The organism is Streptomyces sp. NPDC058620 (assembly GCF_042717135.1).
Lineage (GTDB): Bacteria > Actinomycetota > Actinomycetes > Streptomycetales > Streptomycetaceae > Streptomyces.
In genome coordinates this window covers 51,783-69,718 of sequence record NZ_JBHXQO010000036.1, presented here as the reverse complement: position 1 = coordinate 69,718, position 17,936 = coordinate 51,783, and the positions used below count along the sequence as shown (strand labels likewise).

Genomic DNA, 17,936 nt, shown 5'->3' with positions numbered 1-17,936 from the left:
CAACCCGCCACCCTGTGGATACCTCATCCTCTCGTGATACCGCAGGCAGACACCCCTCGTCAGCCCTTATGACTTCACGAGTTCAATCTCAGTAACACCAATTGAGAGACAACAGTCAACAACGTATTGCAGACGAGCACCTGCTGGGATGCCTGGCCGGGGATGCTGCGGATCACCGTGTCCGACGTAGCGGAGAACGAATGAGCAGAAGACGGTACGTGGCCAGAGGGGTTCCGGGTGGCTATCGCATCTGGGACAACACGGGGCGCCGGTGGTGGGGCGACCATTACGAACTCTGTCCTGATGATCTCCTCGCAGAATTGAATGGTGCTGCCGACGGCGCGAGGGTCACGATGCTGCTCAAGCGGTACAGGGCCATGAAGCGATGATTCCGCGTGGCTGGTGGGTAGTTGGGCGCGTCGCTCCTGAGTTCATTTCGCTCGTGCGGGCGTGGGGTGGGGGAGGGGCTTCCTGGGGCGTGACGTGTGGGCGAAGAGGAGGAGCAGTGCTCCGCAGGTGGCGACCAGGGCCCAGCCCGGGCGGGAGGCGTGGGCGAGTTGTGTCGGGGTGGCTGATGTGACCAGGGCGCCGGCGATGGCGATGCCCAGCGCGGCGCCGAACTGGCGGGCCGTGGAGGTGATTCCGCCGGCCACGCCGGCTCGGGCGGGAGGCAGGCCGCTGACCGCCGTGTTGGTGATCGGGGCGTTAGCGAAGCCGAAGCCGATGCCGATCAGCAGGTAGGACAGGAGGAGCAGCAGCACGCTCGTGTCCTGTTCGAGCCCGATCAGGCTGAGTCCGCCGGCCGTGATGAAGCCGCCGGCCAGGGCGAGCGGCAGGCGTGGTCCGATGCGGCCGACCAGGCGGCCGGAGAAGGGTGCGCAGACCGTTGCTCCGAGCGCCATGGGCAGGGTTGCCGTCCCGGCTGCCAACGGCGTCCAGTCCCGGGTTTGTTGCAGGTAGAGGGTGTTCAGCAGCAGCGTGACGTTCAGGGCCACGAAGACCGCTACCGCGGCCAGGACCGCGCTGGTGAAGGCCGGGTTACGGAAGAGGCGGGGGTCCATCAGGGGTTCGTGTCGGTGGGATTCGATGCGTACGAAGGCGAACGTGACCACGGCTGTGGACGCGTACATGGCCAGGGCTGCCGGTGACGTCCAGCCGATGCGCGGGCCTTCGATGAGGGTGCCGACCGAGAGCGCGATGGCCAGGGACAGCAGGGCCTGGCCCGGGAGGTCCAGGCGCTGTGCACGCTGTGCGCGGGACTCCGGTACGAACACGGCGGTGAGTACGAGGGCGGCCACGACGACCGGCGCGTTGATCCAGAACATGGACCGCCAGCCGAGCGCCTCGATGAGAAAGCCGCCCATGACAGGGCCGGCGGCCATGCTCAGGCCGAAGACCGATGCCCAGATGCCGATCGCCTGGGCTCGCTCCTTCGGATCGGGCATCGCGTTCACGACGATCGCGAGGGCCACGGGGCTGAGCATCGAGGCGCCGATTCCCTGGACGGCGCGGGCCGCGACGAGTGCGCCCACCGAAGGGGCGAGGGCGCAGGCCAGCGAGGCCGCGCCGAACACGAGCAGGCCGGTCTGGAACACCCGTCGGCGTCCGAACCGGTCCGCCAGCGCACCGGAGGAGATCAGGAGGCCGGCCAGGACGAGGGTGTACGCGTCCACGGTCCATTCCAGGCCGTGCGTCCCGACGCCCAGGCCGCGCCCGATCGCGGGCAGACCCACGTTGACGATGGTGGTGTCCAGACCCACCAGGAACATGCTCAGGCAGCAGACGGCCAGCACCGTCCAGCGCCTGCGCGCACTCATGGGGCGGGCGTTCATCGGGGGTTGAACAGGGTGGGGCGTCGTCGCGGTCACGGTCTGCCTCTCACGTCCGGGAGTGTGTGCCCGGCAAGACTCCGGCCGTACGACGGTTGTGGCCCAGCACTTTTGCGAAGACTGCAAAATGGGAGACGTGGACACGGAACTGGAAGAGATCCTTGGCGGCATCGGGCCCCGGCTGCGCGCGCTGCGGCTCGACCGAGGACTCACGCTGGAGGCCCTCGCGACTACGTCCGGGATCTCGGTGAGCACCCTGTCCCGGCTGGAATCGGGCAAACGGCGTCCGACCCTGGACCTGCTCATCCCGCTCGCGCGCGTGCACCGCATCGCACTCGACCAGCTGGTGGCCGCACCGGCGAGCGGCGACCCACGGGTCCATCTCGCGCCCTTGCGCAAGGCGCACGGCAGCACGCTCGTACCCCTGACGCAGTACCCGGGGCGGGTGCAGGTGTTCAAGCAGGTGCTGGCTCCTCGCGAGCCGAAGCTGGTGACCCACGAGGGCTACGAGTGGCTCTACGTCCTGGCGGGCGAGCTGCGCCTCCTTCTCGGGGACGACGAGTTCGTGCTGCGCCCCGGAGAGCTGGCCGAGTTCGACACCGGGCAACCGCACTGGTTCGGGCCGGCGAACGCGAGCACCGTGGAGATCCTGCACCTGTTCGGGCCGCGGGGCGACCAGGCCGTCATCCGCGCACGGCCCTCCACGGAGGCGCCTCCGGGACGGTGACGGGACCTGCGCGGGCGGACGGCTCCGGGGCCGCGTGGGGCGGGGCGGTGGGCTCGGTGGCTCCGGGGCGGCCGGGATAGGAGCACACTGAGCGTATGGCCCTACCCAGAACGCATCATTGCTCGGTCTGTTCAGACGGTGCCGCATCCGACTCGGTCCTTCACGAGGACCTGGTCGTCGGGGCGCCGCTCTCCATGGAAGAGCTCACCGACTCGGAGCGTCTCGACCGGTTCGCCCTCAAGTACGCCCACGACGGATGCCAGGTCAGAGAGGTCCGGCGGGTTCCGCACGACAGCCTGAGCGGCTACGCCTGGTCCGTGACCTTCACCGAGGCTTCTTGACCACGTGACCACGTGACCACGTGACCACGTGAGCACGTGATCGCCGACGAGCGGTTCGGGGAAGGCGCCCGGACCGCTCGTCGGGCGGCACCGCTCACCGGCCCGTCCGTCCACCGGTCTGCGCCCGACGGTCCGGCGCCACTCGCACGGAGCAGTCAGCGCTGCCCCGGTGCCGGTCCGAGCGCGGCGCGCTGAGCGCGTCTCCGTTCTCGGGTCGTTCCGTCGTCCTCCGTGGAGGCGGGGGGTTCTCCATGTGCGCGGGCTGGCTGTTGCCGCAGCCCCAGCAGGTCCACCAGCCGCCGGCGTTCTCGCTCATCCGGCCTCCGCATTTCCCGCATTGCATGCTGGCTTCCTCCATCGTGCGTGGGGACTCGTACCGGCTGCCGTCCGTCAGAGGAGGGGCGGTGCGGCCGGGACCCGGACTCATCGGGTGCGGCAATGGCTCGCGCGACGGGGCGCTCATCGCCCGCGCACCTCGTGCCCCCGTTCCGCGGCAGGCAGAAATTCCGCTGACCGTACGGAGCGTGCCTTCACGCACGCCGTCCATGTGCGGAGTGTGCGCATCTCTACCCCTACGGGGTATGGCCGCGTCCTCCCTTGACGGTGATCGCGTTCCCGCTCTGCCGTCGTCCACACAAGTGCACGTCTTGGGGCGGGAGTCGGCGAGGCAGCGAGGCAGGGACCGTGCGGGATGGTTCGCGCTGACGGCGATCTCCTCCGCCACACTCCGGGATGCGTCCCGGCCCGGCCGGGCGCACCGTGGATACATGTCCGGTCATCCGCCCGTCATCGTGTACCCGCCCTCGACCACCGGAGGGCGGCGGGTGACCGTGCACGGCCAGATCGTGGGACTGGCGCACGGGCGTGGTGAGGTGGCGTCGTTTCTGCGCAGGGCCGGGCTCGCTGCCGGGGCCGAGGAGATCGATCTCGATCAGCCCGAGCTGATCGAGTGGCGCGGTGGAGATCTCGATACCTGGGGGTGAGTGCCGTGATGCGTCGCCGTGGGCCCAGGAGGCACGGGCTGGTGTCCGTGCAGCCTCCGCCCGGGTATCACGAGGGAGACGGCACGCCGCCCGACGCACTGCGGCGCAGCCTCATCCTCGACTGGGTGGTGAACCAGCGGATCGCCGACGGGTGGCGGGTGGAGTCGCGGTCGGGGACCCAGGTGGTTCTCGCGCGCGGGCAGCCGGTGAACCATGTGCTGCACGCCTTTCTCACGTCTTCTCGTGCCTGCTGTGGGGCGCCGGGTGGGCAGGGGGGTGGCTCTGAGGAACCGGGTCGAGCGTGTGGTGCTCACCGTGGACGCTCAGGGGCACGTCCTCACCGTCACCGCGCCGTGAGGGTTCACCCGTATGGGTGCCGCCGAGTGGCCGGGCGGGTGGGGGGCGCGCAGCGTCGGTTCTGAATCATCTGCAGTACCTGACCTGCAGAACTGATGTGCAGGACGCGTTTGCGAAGCGGGTCTGCACAACGTGTCTGCAGGACGTGAGCTGCGGGGCGTGCACGGCGGGCGTCGACGCAGGAACGCAATGCAGGACAGATCCGCAGGCCGGTGAGCCTGCGCGGCGAAGGAGTCCCCATGTCACAGTCAGCACACACGTCCGGCAACTCCCGACGGGACGTCGCCGGCGGCGGCAGCGGATGGGCTGCCGGAGGAACGATGTTTGCCGGTGTTCTGCTCCTGGTGGACGGCTTCCTATCGGTCGTCAAGGGCATCGCGGGCATCGGCACCGACGACGTGTACGCCCGCGTCAACAACTACGTCTTCAAGTTCGACGTGACCGCCTGGGGCTGGATCCACCTGATCCTCGGTGTGATCCTGGTGATCGTCGGCCTGGGCATCCTGAAGGGCGCAGGCTGGGCCCGCGGTGCGGGCGTCGGACTCGCCTCGCTGAGCATCATCGCCAACTTCGTCTGGCTGCCGTACCAGCCGGTCTGGGCCATCGTCTCGATCGCCATCGACGTCTTCGTGATCTGGGCCCTGTGCACCGATCGCTCGAAGTCGGCCATCTGACGTGGCAGCGGACCACGCGGCGGGATCTGTGACGGCCGAGGCGGCGCGCGATACCGCCGCCTCGGCCTGGATCTGGGGATACCCGCTCCTGGAGAACTACCGCACGATGTACCCGCAGGCCATCGACCCGGACGATCCTCGCTCCGTCGGTGGCTTCGGCCGATTCCGGCACTACGCCCAGCCGTTCACCCCGGCCGAAACCGATGTGGTGACGCCGAACAACGACACCCCGTACTCCTGGGCCTGGCTCGACCTGCGGGCCGAGCCGTGGGTGGTGTCCGTGCCGGCCGTCGACCGGTACTACGTACTGCCGTTCCATGACCTGGACACCTCGTACGTCGGGTACGTCGGCGCCCGTACCACCGGGCAGGAAGCCGGGGACTACCTGGTGGCCGGGCCCGGCTGGCGCGGCGACGTGCCGGACAAGGTCGCCGGGGTGCTGCGCGCGGACACCTTCCTGGTCGGCGTTCTCGGGCGTACGTATCTGGCGGGGCCCGGCGACGTGACCGCGCTGCGGGCCGTACAGGAGCAGTACCTGCTCCGGCCGTTGTCCGAGTTCCTCGACACGGCGGCGCCCCACCCCGTCGATGAACCGGTGTGGCCGGTATGGCGTGCGGAGGACCTGGGCACCGCCGAGTTCTTCACGCTCCTCGACTTCCTGCTGCAGTTCTTCCCCGTCCTGGAGAGCGAACGGGGGCTGCGCGAGCGGCTTGCCGCGCTCGGTGTCGACGGCCGCGGGGAGTTCGAGCCCTCCGCGCTGAAGCCGGAGATCCGCGCCGCCGTGGAGAAGGGCATAGCCGACGCACGGGCCACGCTGGAGGCGGCGAAGAGGGACGCCGCCGACTCCACCGGCTGGTTCGGTACGCGCGCCGAGCACGGCGACGACCATCTGACCCGCGCGGTCGGCGTCGACAAGGGGCTGTACGGGCTGCCGGCCGCCGAAGCCTGGTACGCGGGATGGCTGAGCGACGACCGGGGCAACCGCCCGCCGGACGCCTCCGCCCGCGACTACACCGTCCGCTTTCCCCCGGGACAGCTGCCGCCCGCCCGGTTCTTCTGGTCGGCCACGATGTACCGGCTGCCCGAACGCCTGCTCGTCGACAACCCCGTCGACCGCTACTCGATCGGGGACCGCACCGCCGGACTGGTCCACGACGCGGACGGCGGTTTGACGCTGTACGTACAGAAGGACGAGCCGCAGGACCCGGAGCGGGCCGCGAACTGGCTGCCCGCGCCCGACGGCCCCTTCACGATCGCCATCCGTGTCTACGGGCCGCGGGCCGCCGTACTCGACGGCAGCTGGTCCATGCCGGCACTCGCCGTGCGCGACTGAGACGAGAGGAACACCCGTGGTGGAGACTCCCGAAGAACTCGTCGAGCTGGCCGCCGATGCCTATGTCTACGGCTATCCGCTGGTCTTCGATCTGTCGATGGTCGATGCCTTCCTGCGCAAGGGCTTCGGCGCACTGCCCCCCGCTCCCTTCAACCGGTTCGCCCACTCCGGCGAACTGGCCGAACCCGACGCCCACTTCGTGTCCGTGAACAACGACACCGTCTACTCGATCGCCCAACTCGACCTGTCCGGCGGTCCGCTCACCCTCCATGTGCCCGAGACCGGCGGCGCGTACTACGTGCTCCAGTTCGTGGACGTGTGGAGCAACAACTTCGCCTACCTCGGCCGCCGCGCCACCGGTACGGGCGAGGGTGACTGGCTGATCGCGCCGCCCGGCTGGTCGGGCACCGTACCCGACGGTCTGAGCGGGGTGATCGACGCGCCGACCTCGATCGTGACGGTGGTGGGCCGCAACGCCTGCGACGGGCCCGACGACCTGCCCCGGGTCCAGGCGCTCCAGCGGCAGTTCGCGCTCAGCCACCTCGACTCGGCACCCCACCGCACGGGGCTGCCCGCACCCGACGGCGGCGTCCCCGAGGCGCTGGGGTTCTTCGAGCGGCTCCGCGTCTGGATGGCCGACTTCCCGCCGTCCGCCGAGGACCAGGCGTACCAGGACCGGTTCCAGCCGCTGGGGCTCCTGGAGGAGGGACCCTCGCCGTACCTTCCGGCCGGGCCCGACCTCGTACAGGCACTGACGCAGGGGATGAAGCGGGGCAAGGCGAGGGTGGAAGCGGCCACCCGGCCCGCGCCGGAAGCGGACCGGGCTGCGCCAGGGGCCTGGGACGCCAACCCGCACCTCTTCGACTACAACCTCGACCACCTCAGTGTCGGAACGATCGACTCACCGGAGTGGAAGATCCCGGACCGTGAGGCGTCGTACCTGGTCAGGGCGGTGGCCGCGCGGACCGGACTGTGGGGGAACCACGGGTACGAGGCGGTGTACGCGCAGACCTTCCAGGACTCCGCGGGCAGACAGCTCAACGGGGCCCACTCGTATGTCCTGCGCTTCGACGAGCGGCCGCCGGTCACCTCGTTCTGGTCGGTGACCATGTACGACGTCCCCGACTACTACCTCGTCGAGAATCCGGCGGGCCGCTACTCGATCGGCGACCGTACGCCCGGACTCGTGTACGCCGCCGACGGCTCCCTGACCCTGCATCTGTCCAAGGACCGGCCCGCGGACCCCGACGCGGCGGCGAACTGGCTTCCCGCACCGGACGGTGACTTCCGGCCCATGCTCCGCCTCTACACCCCTGAGCAGGCCGTTCTCGACGGAAGCTACGTCATTCCGGTCATCGAGCGGGTTGAGACGGACGGTGGGTGATGCCATCGACGCTCAGCGGCCTCGCCGGCTGAGGCGGGCGGGCAGGGCGGGCAGGGTGGGCCGGGGCGGGTCGGTGGTGGCTCGTGGTGGGTCAGTGGTGGGGGATGCGGTGGGGAGGATGCTGCTGCCCTGCCGTTGTCAGTGGTCCGGTACACACTGGATTCATGTGCCGCAGCATCAAGACCCTTCGCCCACCCGCCCTCCCCGAAGAGGCCACCGAGGAGGACATGCGGGCCGCCGCCCTCCAGTACGTGCGCAAGGTGTCAGGCTTCCGCGCGCCCGCCGCGCACAACCGCGAAGCCTTCGACCGTGCCGTAGACGAGATCACCGAGGCCACGCACCGGCTGCTGGACAGCCTGGAGGTACGGGGTGCCGCCAAGACGGGCTGAGGGGAGAAGGAAGGGCGAGTGGGCGGGCGGTCAGGAGCCGGTGGCTACGGCCGGGGCCGGAGACTCCGCCGCTGCCGAGGGGCGACGTACGACGAGTGCGGCCAGTGCGCCCACGAGGAACAGGGTGAAGACCGAGACCGCCGTGCCCAGCCAGGTGGTGCCCATCCACTGGCCGCCGAAGTAGCCGAGGCCCACGCTGTAGCCCGCCCAGGCGACACCGGCCAGCGCCGACCAGGGCAGGAACTCCTTCACCTTGCGGTGGGCGGCGCCCGCGCCGAGGGAGACCACGGAGCGGCCGGCCGGTGCGAACCGGGCGATGACGACGAGCGCGCCCCCGCCACGGCTGAGCGCCGCGCCAAGACGTTCCTGCGCGGTCGTGAGGCGCCGCGAGCGGGCGATGGCCCGGTCCAGCCGGTCGCCACCGCGCCAGGCGAGGCGGTACGCGACGAGGTCACCGAGCACCGAAGCGGTGGCCGCGCACAGGATCAGCGCGAGCAGGGACGGCACCTGCCGCGTCGCTTCCCCGGCGGATCCGGCGACGGTGGTCGTGCCGGCGGCCGCGGCGGTGGCCGCCATGATCACCAGGACTCCGCTGGGGAGCACGGGCAGGAAGACGTCCAGGAGTACCGAGAGGGCGACCACTGCGTAGATCCATGGGCTGCCGGTCAGCGCGCCCACACTCTCAAGCACTTCTACTCCCCGATGCGTGTCAACGCCGCGACGTCGCAGGGGAGCGGCAGGGGCGGCAGGGCCAGCTGTACAGCGTACGCCCGCGGTTTACCTGGACATCACTTCGGGTGGGTGATGTTGTGCAGCTCACGTGCACCTTGGGGAGGGTGCGTGACGGCAGCGGGAGGGGAGCCGACGAGAGCAGGGAGCAGGGAGCAGGGAGCGGCGGCACCGGTGGCCGGCCGGCGTACGGGAGGGTGTGAGGCGGCTCGGCCCGGTCCGGTCCTGCTCGGTCCGGGTCCGGCCGGATTGCGGTCCGTACGCCAAAGCGTCCGGCTCCCCGGAGCGGCGGGGAGCCGGACGCTCAGGTCGAGAGCCGGACGCGCGTTCGTGGAACGGTCAGGCCGTGACGGCCGACGCCTTCTCGCGCGGGCGCTCGGCGTCGTGCGCGGTGCCACCGCGCGAGAAGAGCCCGTCGGCGGCGAAGGCCCCGGGGCCGGTGAAGACGATCAGCAGGAAGGCCCAGCAGAACATCGCGGAAGCCTCGCCGCCGTTCTGCAGGGGGAACAGGGCCTCGCTCTGGTGGACCTTGAAGTACGCGTACGCCATGGAGCCGGAGGCGATGAAGGCCGCGATACGGGTGCCGAGGCCGAGCGCGACCAGGATGCCGCCGACGAGCTGGATCACCGCGGCGTACCAGCCGGGCCACGTCGCGCTGGGAACGCTGTCGCCGCCGAGCACTCCGAAGAGCGACGCGGCGCCGTGGCAGGCGAAGAGGAAGCCGACGACGACGCGGAACGCCGCGAGCGCGTAGGGCTGGGCCTGGTTCAGGCGTATGGACATGGTGGAGGGCTCCTTCGGTCTGTGGGGGACGTGCACCGATTGCCGACTGAGCGCCCCAGGTTAGGCAAGCCTCACAGGTACTTGCAAGTTCAACATTCCGTCGACTGGCTGAAAGTCATTCATTCGTCGATGGTCAGATTTCGATCGAGAACGGTCTCCAGCTGTGCGTCGCGAGACCTTCCCCTGGCCTGAACCAATGTCAGCGCAGCTTTCCGGCCATGCAGCGTCAGTGTCATCAACTGATTGCCGAACCATGGCCCGCCGGTCTTCTGCCACCGCACCGGCGGGGTCCCCGACCGCCCGTGGCGCGCCAGGAGTCCGCCGAGCCGCCGTCCCGCCCTGCTCCAGCCGAAACGGAAGCCGATCCGCAGGGGGCGGGGGATCGAGTTGTGGAGGGGGGAGCAGGTCAGCTGCAGGATGTGCGCCGCGGGAAGGCCGCCCGGTGCGGAGGCCGGCCACTCGGGCTCCGCGATGTACGCATGGTGCACATCGCCCGACAGCACACATACCGTCGCCGGTGCGTCCGGACCGCTCCCCACCTCCCTCAGCAGCTCCGTCAGCGTGCGGAACGATTCGGGAAAAGCTGCCCAGTGTTCCAGGTCGGAGGCGCGCCGCAGCTTCTCGCCGAATCGCGCCCAGCGCCCGCCGGGGCCGCCGCGCTCACCGCGGCACAGGGCGGCGTTCCAGGTCTCCGCCTCGTGGATGAGGGGCGGCAGGAGCCACGGCAGTGAGGTGCCGATCAGGAGATGGTCATACGATCCGGGGTCGGCGAGGGCCTCTTCGCGCATCCAGCGGGCCTCCTCGGCGCTGAGCATCGAGCGCTGCTGTTCGTCGAGGACCCGGGCCGCCCGGGTGTCCACCATCAGCACCCGGACTCGGCCGAAAACGCGCCGATAGCTCCAGCGGGCGCGGGAGGGCTCGACCGCGGTCTCCGCTGCGAACCGGCGCAGGAGCTCGGTGCCGTCCGGCTGGGCGCGCACCGCCGCGTAGAGCGGGTCGGCGGCCAGCACGGCCGGGGAGAGGTTGCCGAGGTGCTGGTAGACCCAGTACGACATCAGCCCGCTGACGATCCGCTCGTTCCACCACGGGGTGGCGCGGATCTCCGCGAGCCAGGCGGCGCTGGTGTTCCAGTCGTCGATCACGTCGTGATCGTCGAAGATCATGCAGCTGGGGACCGTGGACAGCAGCCAGCGAACCTCCGGGTCCCGCCAGGACTCGTCGTAGAGGAAGGTGTACTCCTCGTAGTCCGCGACCTCCGCCCCCGGTGCCTCCCCCAGCTCACGGCGCGCGGCGAGTCTGTGCCGGGTCGCCTGCGAGGTCTCGTCCGCGTACACCTGATCGCCGAGCAGGAGCAGCGCGTCGGGCCGTACGGCGCCGGGGTCGGCGGCCAGGCGGGCCGCGAGGGTGTCCAGGGCGTCCGGACCCGCGGGGTCCTTGTCGGCGACGTGCGGAGCCGCCCAGCGGCAGGAGCCGAAGGCGATCCGCACCGGCGCCGGGGCCGGCGCTCCCTCGGGGGTGAGCGGGGGCGTCGTGATCGTGCTCTGGGGGAAGCGGGAGTCGTCGAGCGGCCACACCCGCCGGCCGTCGAGCAGCACCTCGTACGCCGTCGTCGTGCCCGGCGTCAGGCCCGTGACGACCACCAGCGCGTAGTGATGCCCGACGACCGCGAAGGTCGGCGACGAGCCGGACGCCCCGTCGGCGCACCTGACCTCGGCCGTGCACGGCCGGTCGGCCTCGATCCAGACGGTCGCCGACGTGGCCGACTCCCAGTCGATGTACCGCAGCAGTGGTCCCAGTCGCAGCCTGGCCATGCCGCCCCCTCGCGTCGCCGTAACAGATGGCTTCGTACCGTACGGAACGACGGAGGGGAACGGGTGGGTTCCGCCTGGCGGGTTTCGGTGCCGGGCGGGCCGGCCGGTGGGTGGGGGAGGGGTCAGCAGGCGTTCAGGACGGTCTGGAGCGCGCTCTTCTCCGTGGAGTCGACGCTCAGGCCGTAGTGGTGCTTCACGTGCACCCAGGCGCGTGCGTACGTGCATCGGTAGGCGGTGCGCGGCGGGAGCCACTCTCCGGGGTCCTGGTCGCTCTTGGACTGGTTGACGTTGTCCGTGACCGCGATCAGCTGCGGGCGCGTCAGGTCGTTGGCGAAGGACTGGCGTTGGGACGTGGACCAGCTGTTCGCCCCGGAGCGCCATGCCTCGGCGAGCGGGATCATGTGGTCGATGTCGATGTCGGAGGCCGCGGTCCAGGTGGCCCCGTCGTACTGCGAGTACCAGCTGCCGCTGACCGCCGCGCAGCTGGAGTCCTGCTGGACGCTGGTGCCGTCCCGCTTGAGGACCACCTCGCGCGTGTTGCAGGCGCCCGACTGGGTGATCCAGTGCGGGAACATCTCGCGGCTGTAGCCGGTCGACGATCCCTCGGTCCTCACGGTGAGCTGGCTGAGATAGGTGCGGGCGGTGGACGCGGTGACCGGGGTGGGCATGGCGGCCTGGGCGGCCGGTGCGCTGAGCAGCCCGGTGGTGGCGGCGAGGGCGGCGGATGCGGCTATGACGGCAACGCGACGCGCGTAGACACCTGACATGCGAACTCCCTTGATGTGGGGGGCTTCTGGCGGGCGACCTGTGGGGCCCGGCCATCGTGGCGGCGCCAGGTTTCTGGAGGGTGGGCGCCAGGTAACAGGGTGACGACATGTGCACGTCACATCAAGAGATCGGACGGAACCCGCTGATGGCCGGTCTGAGGCCGGGGGAGGCAGGGGTGTTGAGGGCGCGCCTCACGGGGGGCGCGGTCTTAAGGTGGCCGCGTGCTGCTTCCGGTGAATGTGACGCTCGGGGTCGTCCTCGCCGTACTCCTGGCGTTCGCGGCCGCCGTCGCCGCGTGGGCCTCGCTCGGCCGCTCGCGGGAGATCGTCGTGGCCGGGCTGCGGGCAGCGGTCCAACTGGCCGCCGTCTCCGCGCTCATCGGCTGGGTCGTTCACTCCCTGGCGCCCCTGCTCGGCTTCGTGGCGCTGATGTTCGCTGTCGCGGTGTGGACCGCCGGGCGCCGGATCACCGGCAATCGCACCTGGCGGTGGGCCGCCCTGCCGATCGGTGCCGCGGTCGTCCCCGTCGTCGCCGCGCTGCTGCTGACCGGCCTTGTCCCGCTCCGGGGCATCGCGCTGATCCCGGTCACGGGCATTCTCATCGGGGGCGCGCTCACCGCGACCGTGCTCGGTGGGCGGCGCGCGCTGGACGAGCTCGCCGTGCGGCACGGGGAGGTCGAGGCGGGGATGGCGCTGGGGCTGCTCGACCGGGACGCCCGGCTGGAGATCGCCCGCCCGGTGGCCGCGGACGCGTTGCTGCCGGGGCTGGATCAGACCCGGACGGTGGGGCTCGTCACCCTGCCCGGGGCGTTCGTGGGCATGCTGCTGGGCGGCGCCTCACCGGTGGAGGCGGGCGCCGTGCAGCTGTTCGTCCTGGTGGCCCTGATGGCGGTGCAGGCCGTGGCCGTCGCGCTGGTGCTGGAACTGGTCGCGCGCGGGCTGGTCTACCGCGACCCGTCTTGATGCGGCCCGGCCCGGCTTGATGTGGCCCGGCCCGGCGCGGTTCGGGGCCGGATGCGGCACGGTGCGGCTCCGTGCGGTTCGAACCGCCTCGGTGCGCCCGGCCCAGCTGTATGCGGGAGGGCCAGCTCGATGCGGGAGGGCCGGTGGGGGTCAGGCCGCGATGTGCAGGCGGATCGAGCCGTCCGCGGCCGCCTCCACCCGGATCCGCGTCAGGTCCTCGACATGGGCGTCGGGGGAGAGCGCCGCAGCGCGCGGGCCGACGCCCACGACCCGCATACCGGCTGCGCGGCCCGCCGTGATGCCCGCCTCCGAGTCCTCGAAGACGATGCAGTCCGCCGCGTCGAAGCCCAGCTCGGCCGCGCCCTTGAGGAAGCCCTCAGGGTCCGGCTTGCTGGCGCCGACCTGCTCGGCGGTGACGCGGGTGCCCGGCATCGGCAGTGCCGCGGCTGTCATCCGGGCCTGGGCGAGCTTCTCGTCGGCCGAGGTCACCAGGGCGTGCGGGAGGCCGGCGATCGACGCCATGAAGGCCGGGGCGCCGTCGACCGGCACCACGCCGTCGACGTCGGCGGTCTCCTCGGCGAGCAGCTCCCGGTTCTCCGCGTAGTTCTGCTCCATGGGACGGTCCGGGAGCAGGACCGCCATCGTGGCGTATCCCTGCCGTCCATGGACCACCTTGAGTACGGCGGCCGGGTCCAGGCCCTGCCTCAGCGCCCAGCGGCTCCAGCAGCGCTCGACCACCGCGTCGGAGTTCACGAGGGTGCCATCCATGTCCAGAAGGAGGGCGCGGGCTGTGAGGACGGTGGCCGACATCGGCAGGCTCCAGAGCGCGGGGGAGTGCGAACCACGCGGTGCGGAACGCGGGTGCGGGAACAACACGGGCAAAGAGAAACAAGTAGCCCCGCCCGCCGGTCAGGGTGAACGGGCGGAGGCTACTTTGTTCCTCCACGATACAAAAAGCGGCCGCAGAATGCCAATCCGGCAGGCCCGCCGGACGCGGTGCCCCTCAGTCGCGGCGCCTGCCGGTCGTCTCCGCCTCCAGCGCCTGCCGGGTGTTCGGCCCGTAGACACCCTCCGGGTCGCCCTGGATGGCCTTGTACGACTGGTAGACCGCCACGGCGTCCCTGACCCGGCCGGAGTACGTACCGTCGGCCGGCCCGTGATAGAGCCAGACCTCCTTGAGGCGCCGCTGGAGCTCGGCGACCTCGTCCCCGGTGTCGCCCGGTTGCAGCGTGGAGCCGTTCAGCGCGGGCGGGGCCGCCGTCGAGGCGTTGGGTGCCGGCGCGCTCGCGGACGAGGGCGCCGGGGCCGTCGTGGCGGACGCGGTGGGCGAGGCGGAACGGGAAGCCGTCGCGCTCTTCGACGGTGAGGCGGACGCGGACGCGGATGCGGAGGCCGACGCGGACGGCGAGGCCGAGGCGGACGGCGACGCGCCGGACGAGGACGCGGACGGCGATTCCGATACGGCGGTCGCCGGCTCGCTGCTGGAGTCCTCGGTGCTCGTCGTCGCCGAGGGCAGTGCTTCCGTGTGTCCGTCGTCCCCGGCGAACAGTCCTCCGGCGAAGGCGGCCGTGCCGACGACCGCGGCCACCGCCGCCCCCACGGCGATGACCGCGAACGGTCGGCGCCGGCGCGGCTGTACGGGGTCGTCGTCCGCCCCGTACGCGGCGGTGGTCCGCCGTCTGGCCTCGTCCGCCGCTCCGGTCTCCGGCAGCGGCCGCGCCGCGGGAACGTCCAGGAACAGCGGCATGGTCACGGCCGCGGCCCCCGGTGTGCCGTCGTCCGGCTCGGGACCGGCGGCCGTATGGGCGTCGCCCAGCGTCACGTACGGGCGGATGCGGAGCGGGTCGAAATCCTCCGCAGCGGCGATCTCCGCGGCCGTCTCCGCCGAACGGGCGGCGCGCCGCTGATCCACGGTCGGCTGCGCCGTGCGGTCTCCGCAGGCGCAGCCGGGTCTTATGCCCGTGTCAGGCCGTGCGTCGGGTCCGGTACCGGGCCCGACGGGCCCCGTACCAACGGCTCCAGGCCGCTCCGGGCCTCGCTCCATACCGCACGCCGGGCATACCTGTCCGGTCATTGTGGGTCCCCTCCCCTTCGAACTGCCTGCGATTATGCAGGCCGCCACGGGGAAGCCCAACGGCGTCCGGCCGCTCGGCAGGCCATAACGGGGCACAAAGGCCAGGATGGGGGAGAAGCGGACCCCGAGGAGATGCCCATGGCCCAGCAGCTGAGCCCACCGCCCCTGGCCCCCGGCGAGGGGCGGTCCACACGGACCGTCCTCGTCGCCATCGGCGCACTGCTCCTCGGCATGCTGCTCGCCGCACTCGATCAGACCATCGTCGCCACCGCGCTGCCGACGATCGTCAGCGAACTCGGCGGCATGGACCATCTGTCCTGGGTGGTCACCGCCTACATGCTGGCGGCCACCGCGGCCACCCCGCTCTGGGGCAAGCTAGGTGACCAGTACGGCCGCAAGAGGCTGTTCCAGGCGGCCATCGTCATCTTCCTGATCGGCTCGGCCCTCTGCGGCGTCGCCCAGAACATGCCGCAGTTGATCGGCTTCCGCGCCCTCCAGGGGCTCGGCGGCGGCGGACTGATGGTCCTGTCGATGGCGATCGTCGGCGACATCGTCTCGCCGCGCGAACGCGGCAAGTACCAGGGCCTCTTCGGTGCGGTCTTCGGGGTGACCAGCGTCCTGGGACCGCTTCTCGGCGGCTTCTTCACCGAACACCTCAGCTGGCGCTGGGTCTTCTACATCAACCTGCCGATCGGTGTCGTGGCGCTCCTCGTCATCGCCGCCGTCCTGCACATCCCCGTGCGCGGGACCAGGCACACCATCGACTACCTCGGCACCTTCCTCATCGCCTCCGTCGCCACCTGCCTCGTGCTCGTCGCCTCCCTGGGCGGCACCACCTGGGCCTGGGGCTCAGCGAGGATCATCGGCCTGGCCGTGCTCGCCGTGGTCCTGCTGATCGCGTTCATCGCCGTGGAGCGGCGTGCCGTGGAACCCGTACTGCCGCTGAAACTGTTCCACATCCGCACCTTCACGCTCGTCGCCGTCATCAGCTTCATCATCGGTTTCGCGATGTTCGGCGCGATGACGTATCTGCCGACGTTCCTCCAGGTGGTGCAGGGCATCTCGCCGACCATGTCCGGTGTGCACATGCTGCCGATGGTGTTCGGCATGCTCATCACCTCGACAGGCTCCGGCCAGGTGGTCAGCCGCACCGGCCGCTGGAAGGTCTTCCCGGTCGTGGGCACGGCCCTGACCGCGGCCGGTCTCCTGCTGCTCCACCGGCTCGACGAGTCCAGCTCCACCTGGGAGATGAGCGTCTGCTTCTTCGTGTTCGGCGCCGGGCTCGGACTGGTGATGCAGGTCCTCGTGCTGGTCGTGCAGAACGCCGTCGGGTACGAGGACCTGGGCGTCGCCACGTCGGGCGCCACGTTCTTCCGCTCGATCGGCGCCTCGTTCGGTGTCGCCATTTTCGGCACCATCTTCACCAACCGGCTCACCGGCAAACTCGAAGCGGCCCTGTCCGGCCGCTCGCTGCCCCCCGGAGTCGACGCCGAACGGCTGGCCGCCGATCCGCGGGCCATCGGCGCCCTCCCTGCCGAGCTGCGCCCGTCGATCCTCAGCGCGTACTCCACGTCCATCACGGACGTCTTCCTGTACGCGGTCCCCGTCGTCCTCGTCGCCTTCGTCTTCGCCTGGTTCCTCGAGGAGGACACGCTGCGCGGCTCGGTGACCGCCCCCGACACCAGCCAGACCCTCGCGTCGAACCCGGTCGAGCGCTCCTCGTACGACGAATGCGCCCGCGCGCTCTCGGTGCTCGCCACGCGCGAGGGCCGCCGCGACATCTACGTGAAGATTACCGCCAGGGCGGGCTACGACCTGCTGCCCGCGGCGAGTTGGCTGCTGCTGCGCATCAAGCGGCACGGCGCCGTCGAACCCGCCAGGCTCGCGGACGCCGCCCCCGTACCGCTGCGGGTGATCAACGAGGCGGCCCGCCAGGTCGAGGAGCGGGGTCTGACCCGCCGCGAGGGCCTCCAGATGATCCTGACCGACCAGGGCGCCGAGGCCGTCGTCCGCCTCTCGCAGGCCCGCGAGGACTCGCTCGCGGAACTGCTCGGTGACTGGTGGGGGCCGGAGCGGCCGACCGACCTGGTCCACCTGGTCGCGGAACTGACCGCCGAGGTGAGCGGGTCGAGCAAGGACAGGCCGCACATGCCGGAACCGCCACGCGACCACCACGCGTAGCCGGCCGGGGCCAGGAGCCCCGGAGCGCCTTCGGGCGGACCCGCCTCACAGCTCCTTGGCGAACCAGTGTTCCGCGTACTGATTGCGGTGGTGGAAAGCCGGGACCTCCCGGTAACCGTGCTTGGCGTAGAGCCCGCGCGCCTCGACCAGGTCGCTACGGGTGTCGAGCCTGATCCGCCGCACCCCGGAATCCCGTGCCGCGCTCTCGATCGCGGCGAGCAGCAGTCCGCCGCCGCCCGTGGCGCGGAAGCCGGGGCGTACGAAGACCCGGGTCAGCTCCGCGACGCGCGGCTCGGCGTCGACCAGGAGCAGCCCGGCGCAGCTCGCCGGCCGGTGTCCGAAGCGGCCCACGACGAACGCCCCGGTCGGCGGAACAAGCCGCTCCGCGCCGTCGTCGGTGAGCCCCTCCTCGATCTCCTGGTCGGTCGCGGGCCGCCCCCAGTAGCGGCTGGCGACCTCGTCGTAGTAGTCACGCCGCAGCAGAGCCGCATCGGGGGAGTCGAAACGTTCTGGGGCCACGGTCCACGTCATGTGGTGCATTCTGACTTCCGCATGATCGGATCGCGAAGCCTTTACCTTGCTCGCGAGGCTTTGGGCGGCGAGGCTTTCAG

General features: G+C 71.0%; 18 protein-coding genes. 10 read left to right on the top strand and 8 right to left on the bottom strand.

What is annotated here, in order from left to right; translation table 11 throughout:
• Window positions 1-200 precede the first annotated feature (200 nt).
• On the top strand, window positions 201-389 hold the full coding sequence (locus tag ACFWSK_RS27025) for a hypothetical protein (protein WP_383791265.1): 189 nt from the start codon (window positions 201-203) through the stop codon (window positions 387-389).
• A 42-nt stretch (window positions 390-431) separates the two neighbouring features.
• On the opposite strand, the gene ACFWSK_RS27020 is transcribed toward ACFWSK_RS27025, so the two are convergent.
• Entirely contained in the window at window positions 432-1,817 is a 1,386-nt protein-coding gene (locus ACFWSK_RS27020) for an MFS transporter (protein WP_383791262.1), read from the bottom strand.
• A gap of 139 nt (window positions 1,818-1,956) precedes the next feature.
• Here ACFWSK_RS27020 and ACFWSK_RS27015 point away from each other — a divergent pair, with 139 nt between their 5' ends.
• The 7 genes from ACFWSK_RS27015 (at window position 1,957) to ACFWSK_RS26985 (ending at window position 8,017) form a co-directional block, all read left to right on the top strand.
• Window positions 1,957-2,556, top strand: a complete 600-nt coding sequence (locus ACFWSK_RS27015) for a helix-turn-helix domain-containing protein (RefSeq protein WP_383791259.1) — start codon at window positions 1,957-1,959, stop codon at window positions 2,554-2,556.
• 95 nt (window positions 2,557-2,651) lie between these two features.
• On the top strand, window positions 2,652-2,897 hold the full coding sequence (locus tag ACFWSK_RS27010) for a hypothetical protein (protein WP_383791257.1): 246 nt from the start codon (window positions 2,652-2,654) through the stop codon (window positions 2,895-2,897).
• A gap of 767 nt (window positions 2,898-3,664) precedes the next feature.
• On the top strand, window positions 3,665-3,880 hold the full coding sequence (locus tag ACFWSK_RS27005; RefSeq protein WP_383791254.1) for a hypothetical protein: 216 nt from the start codon (window positions 3,665-3,667) through the stop codon (window positions 3,878-3,880).
• A 596-nt stretch (window positions 3,881-4,476) separates the two neighbouring features.
• Window positions 4,477-4,911, top strand: a complete 435-nt coding sequence (locus ACFWSK_RS27000) for a hypothetical protein (RefSeq protein WP_383791252.1) — start codon at window positions 4,477-4,479, stop codon at window positions 4,909-4,911.
• A gap of 1 nt (window position 4,912) precedes the next feature.
• On the top strand, window positions 4,913-6,244 hold the full coding sequence (locus tag ACFWSK_RS26995; protein WP_383791249.1) for a DUF1254 domain-containing protein: 1,332 nt from the start codon (window positions 4,913-4,915) through the stop codon (window positions 6,242-6,244).
• A 16-nt stretch (window positions 6,245-6,260) separates the two neighbouring features.
• Window positions 6,261-7,628, top strand: coding sequence for a DUF1254 domain-containing protein (locus ACFWSK_RS26990; protein ID WP_383791246.1), 1,368 nt, complete (start codon window positions 6,261-6,263; stop codon window positions 7,626-7,628).
• 164 nt (window positions 7,629-7,792) lie between these two features.
• Window positions 7,793-8,017: a DUF2277 domain-containing protein gene (locus ACFWSK_RS26985; protein WP_383791244.1), complete on the top strand. Its 225-nt coding sequence runs from the start codon at window positions 7,793-7,795 to the stop codon at window positions 8,015-8,017.
• A 30-nt stretch (window positions 8,018-8,047) separates the two neighbouring features.
• Here the strand turns inward: ACFWSK_RS26985 and ACFWSK_RS26980 are convergent, their stop codons facing one another.
• The 4 genes from ACFWSK_RS26980 to ACFWSK_RS26965 form a co-directional block, all read right to left on the bottom strand.
• Window positions 8,048-8,707, bottom strand: a complete 660-nt coding sequence (locus ACFWSK_RS26980) for a DedA family protein (protein ID WP_383791241.1) — start codon at window positions 8,705-8,707, stop codon at window positions 8,048-8,050.
• A 378-nt stretch (window positions 8,708-9,085) separates the two neighbouring features.
• On the bottom strand, window positions 9,086-9,529 hold the full coding sequence (locus ACFWSK_RS26975; RefSeq protein WP_383791239.1) for a DoxX family protein: 444 nt from the start codon (window positions 9,527-9,529) through the stop codon (window positions 9,086-9,088).
• A 119-nt stretch (window positions 9,530-9,648) separates the two neighbouring features.
• Complete coding sequence (locus tag ACFWSK_RS26970) at window positions 9,649-11,340, bottom strand: alkaline phosphatase D family protein (protein ID WP_383791236.1); 1,692 nt, start codon at window positions 11,338-11,340, stop codon at window positions 9,649-9,651.
• 122 nt (window positions 11,341-11,462) lie between these two features.
• Complete coding sequence (locus tag ACFWSK_RS26965; RefSeq protein WP_383791233.1) at window positions 11,463-12,107, bottom strand: HNH endonuclease family protein; 645 nt, start codon at window positions 12,105-12,107, stop codon at window positions 11,463-11,465.
• A 222-nt stretch (window positions 12,108-12,329) separates the two neighbouring features.
• On the opposite strand from ACFWSK_RS26965, the gene ACFWSK_RS26960 reads away from it, so the two are divergent.
• Entirely contained in the window at window positions 12,330-13,070 is a 741-nt protein-coding gene (locus ACFWSK_RS26960) for an ABC transporter permease (RefSeq protein ID WP_383791230.1), read from the top strand.
• Window positions 13,071-13,220: 150 nt separating this feature from the next.
• Here ACFWSK_RS26960 and ACFWSK_RS26955 read toward each other — a convergent pair whose 3' ends face one another.
• Entirely contained in the window at window positions 13,221-13,880 is a 660-nt protein-coding gene (locus tag ACFWSK_RS26955) for an HAD-IA family hydrolase (protein WP_383791228.1), read from the bottom strand.
• A 193-nt stretch (window positions 13,881-14,073) separates the two neighbouring features.
• Complete coding sequence (locus tag ACFWSK_RS26950; protein ID WP_383791226.1) at window positions 14,074-15,144, bottom strand: peptidoglycan-binding protein; 1,071 nt, start codon at window positions 15,142-15,144, stop codon at window positions 14,074-14,076.
• A gap of 138 nt (window positions 15,145-15,282) precedes the next feature.
• Here ACFWSK_RS26950 and ACFWSK_RS26945 point away from each other — a divergent pair, with 138 nt between their 5' ends.
• Window positions 15,283-17,325, top strand: a complete 2,043-nt coding sequence (locus ACFWSK_RS26945; protein ID WP_383791223.1) for a DHA2 family efflux MFS transporter permease subunit — start codon at window positions 15,283-15,285, stop codon at window positions 17,323-17,325.
• Between the two features lie 45 nt (window positions 17,326-17,370).
• On the opposite strand, the gene ACFWSK_RS26940 is transcribed toward ACFWSK_RS26945, so the two are convergent.
• Window positions 17,371-17,856: a GNAT family N-acetyltransferase gene (locus tag ACFWSK_RS26940; RefSeq protein ID WP_383791220.1), complete on the bottom strand. Its 486-nt coding sequence runs from the start codon at window positions 17,854-17,856 to the stop codon at window positions 17,371-17,373.
• Window positions 17,857-17,936 lie beyond the last annotated feature (80 nt).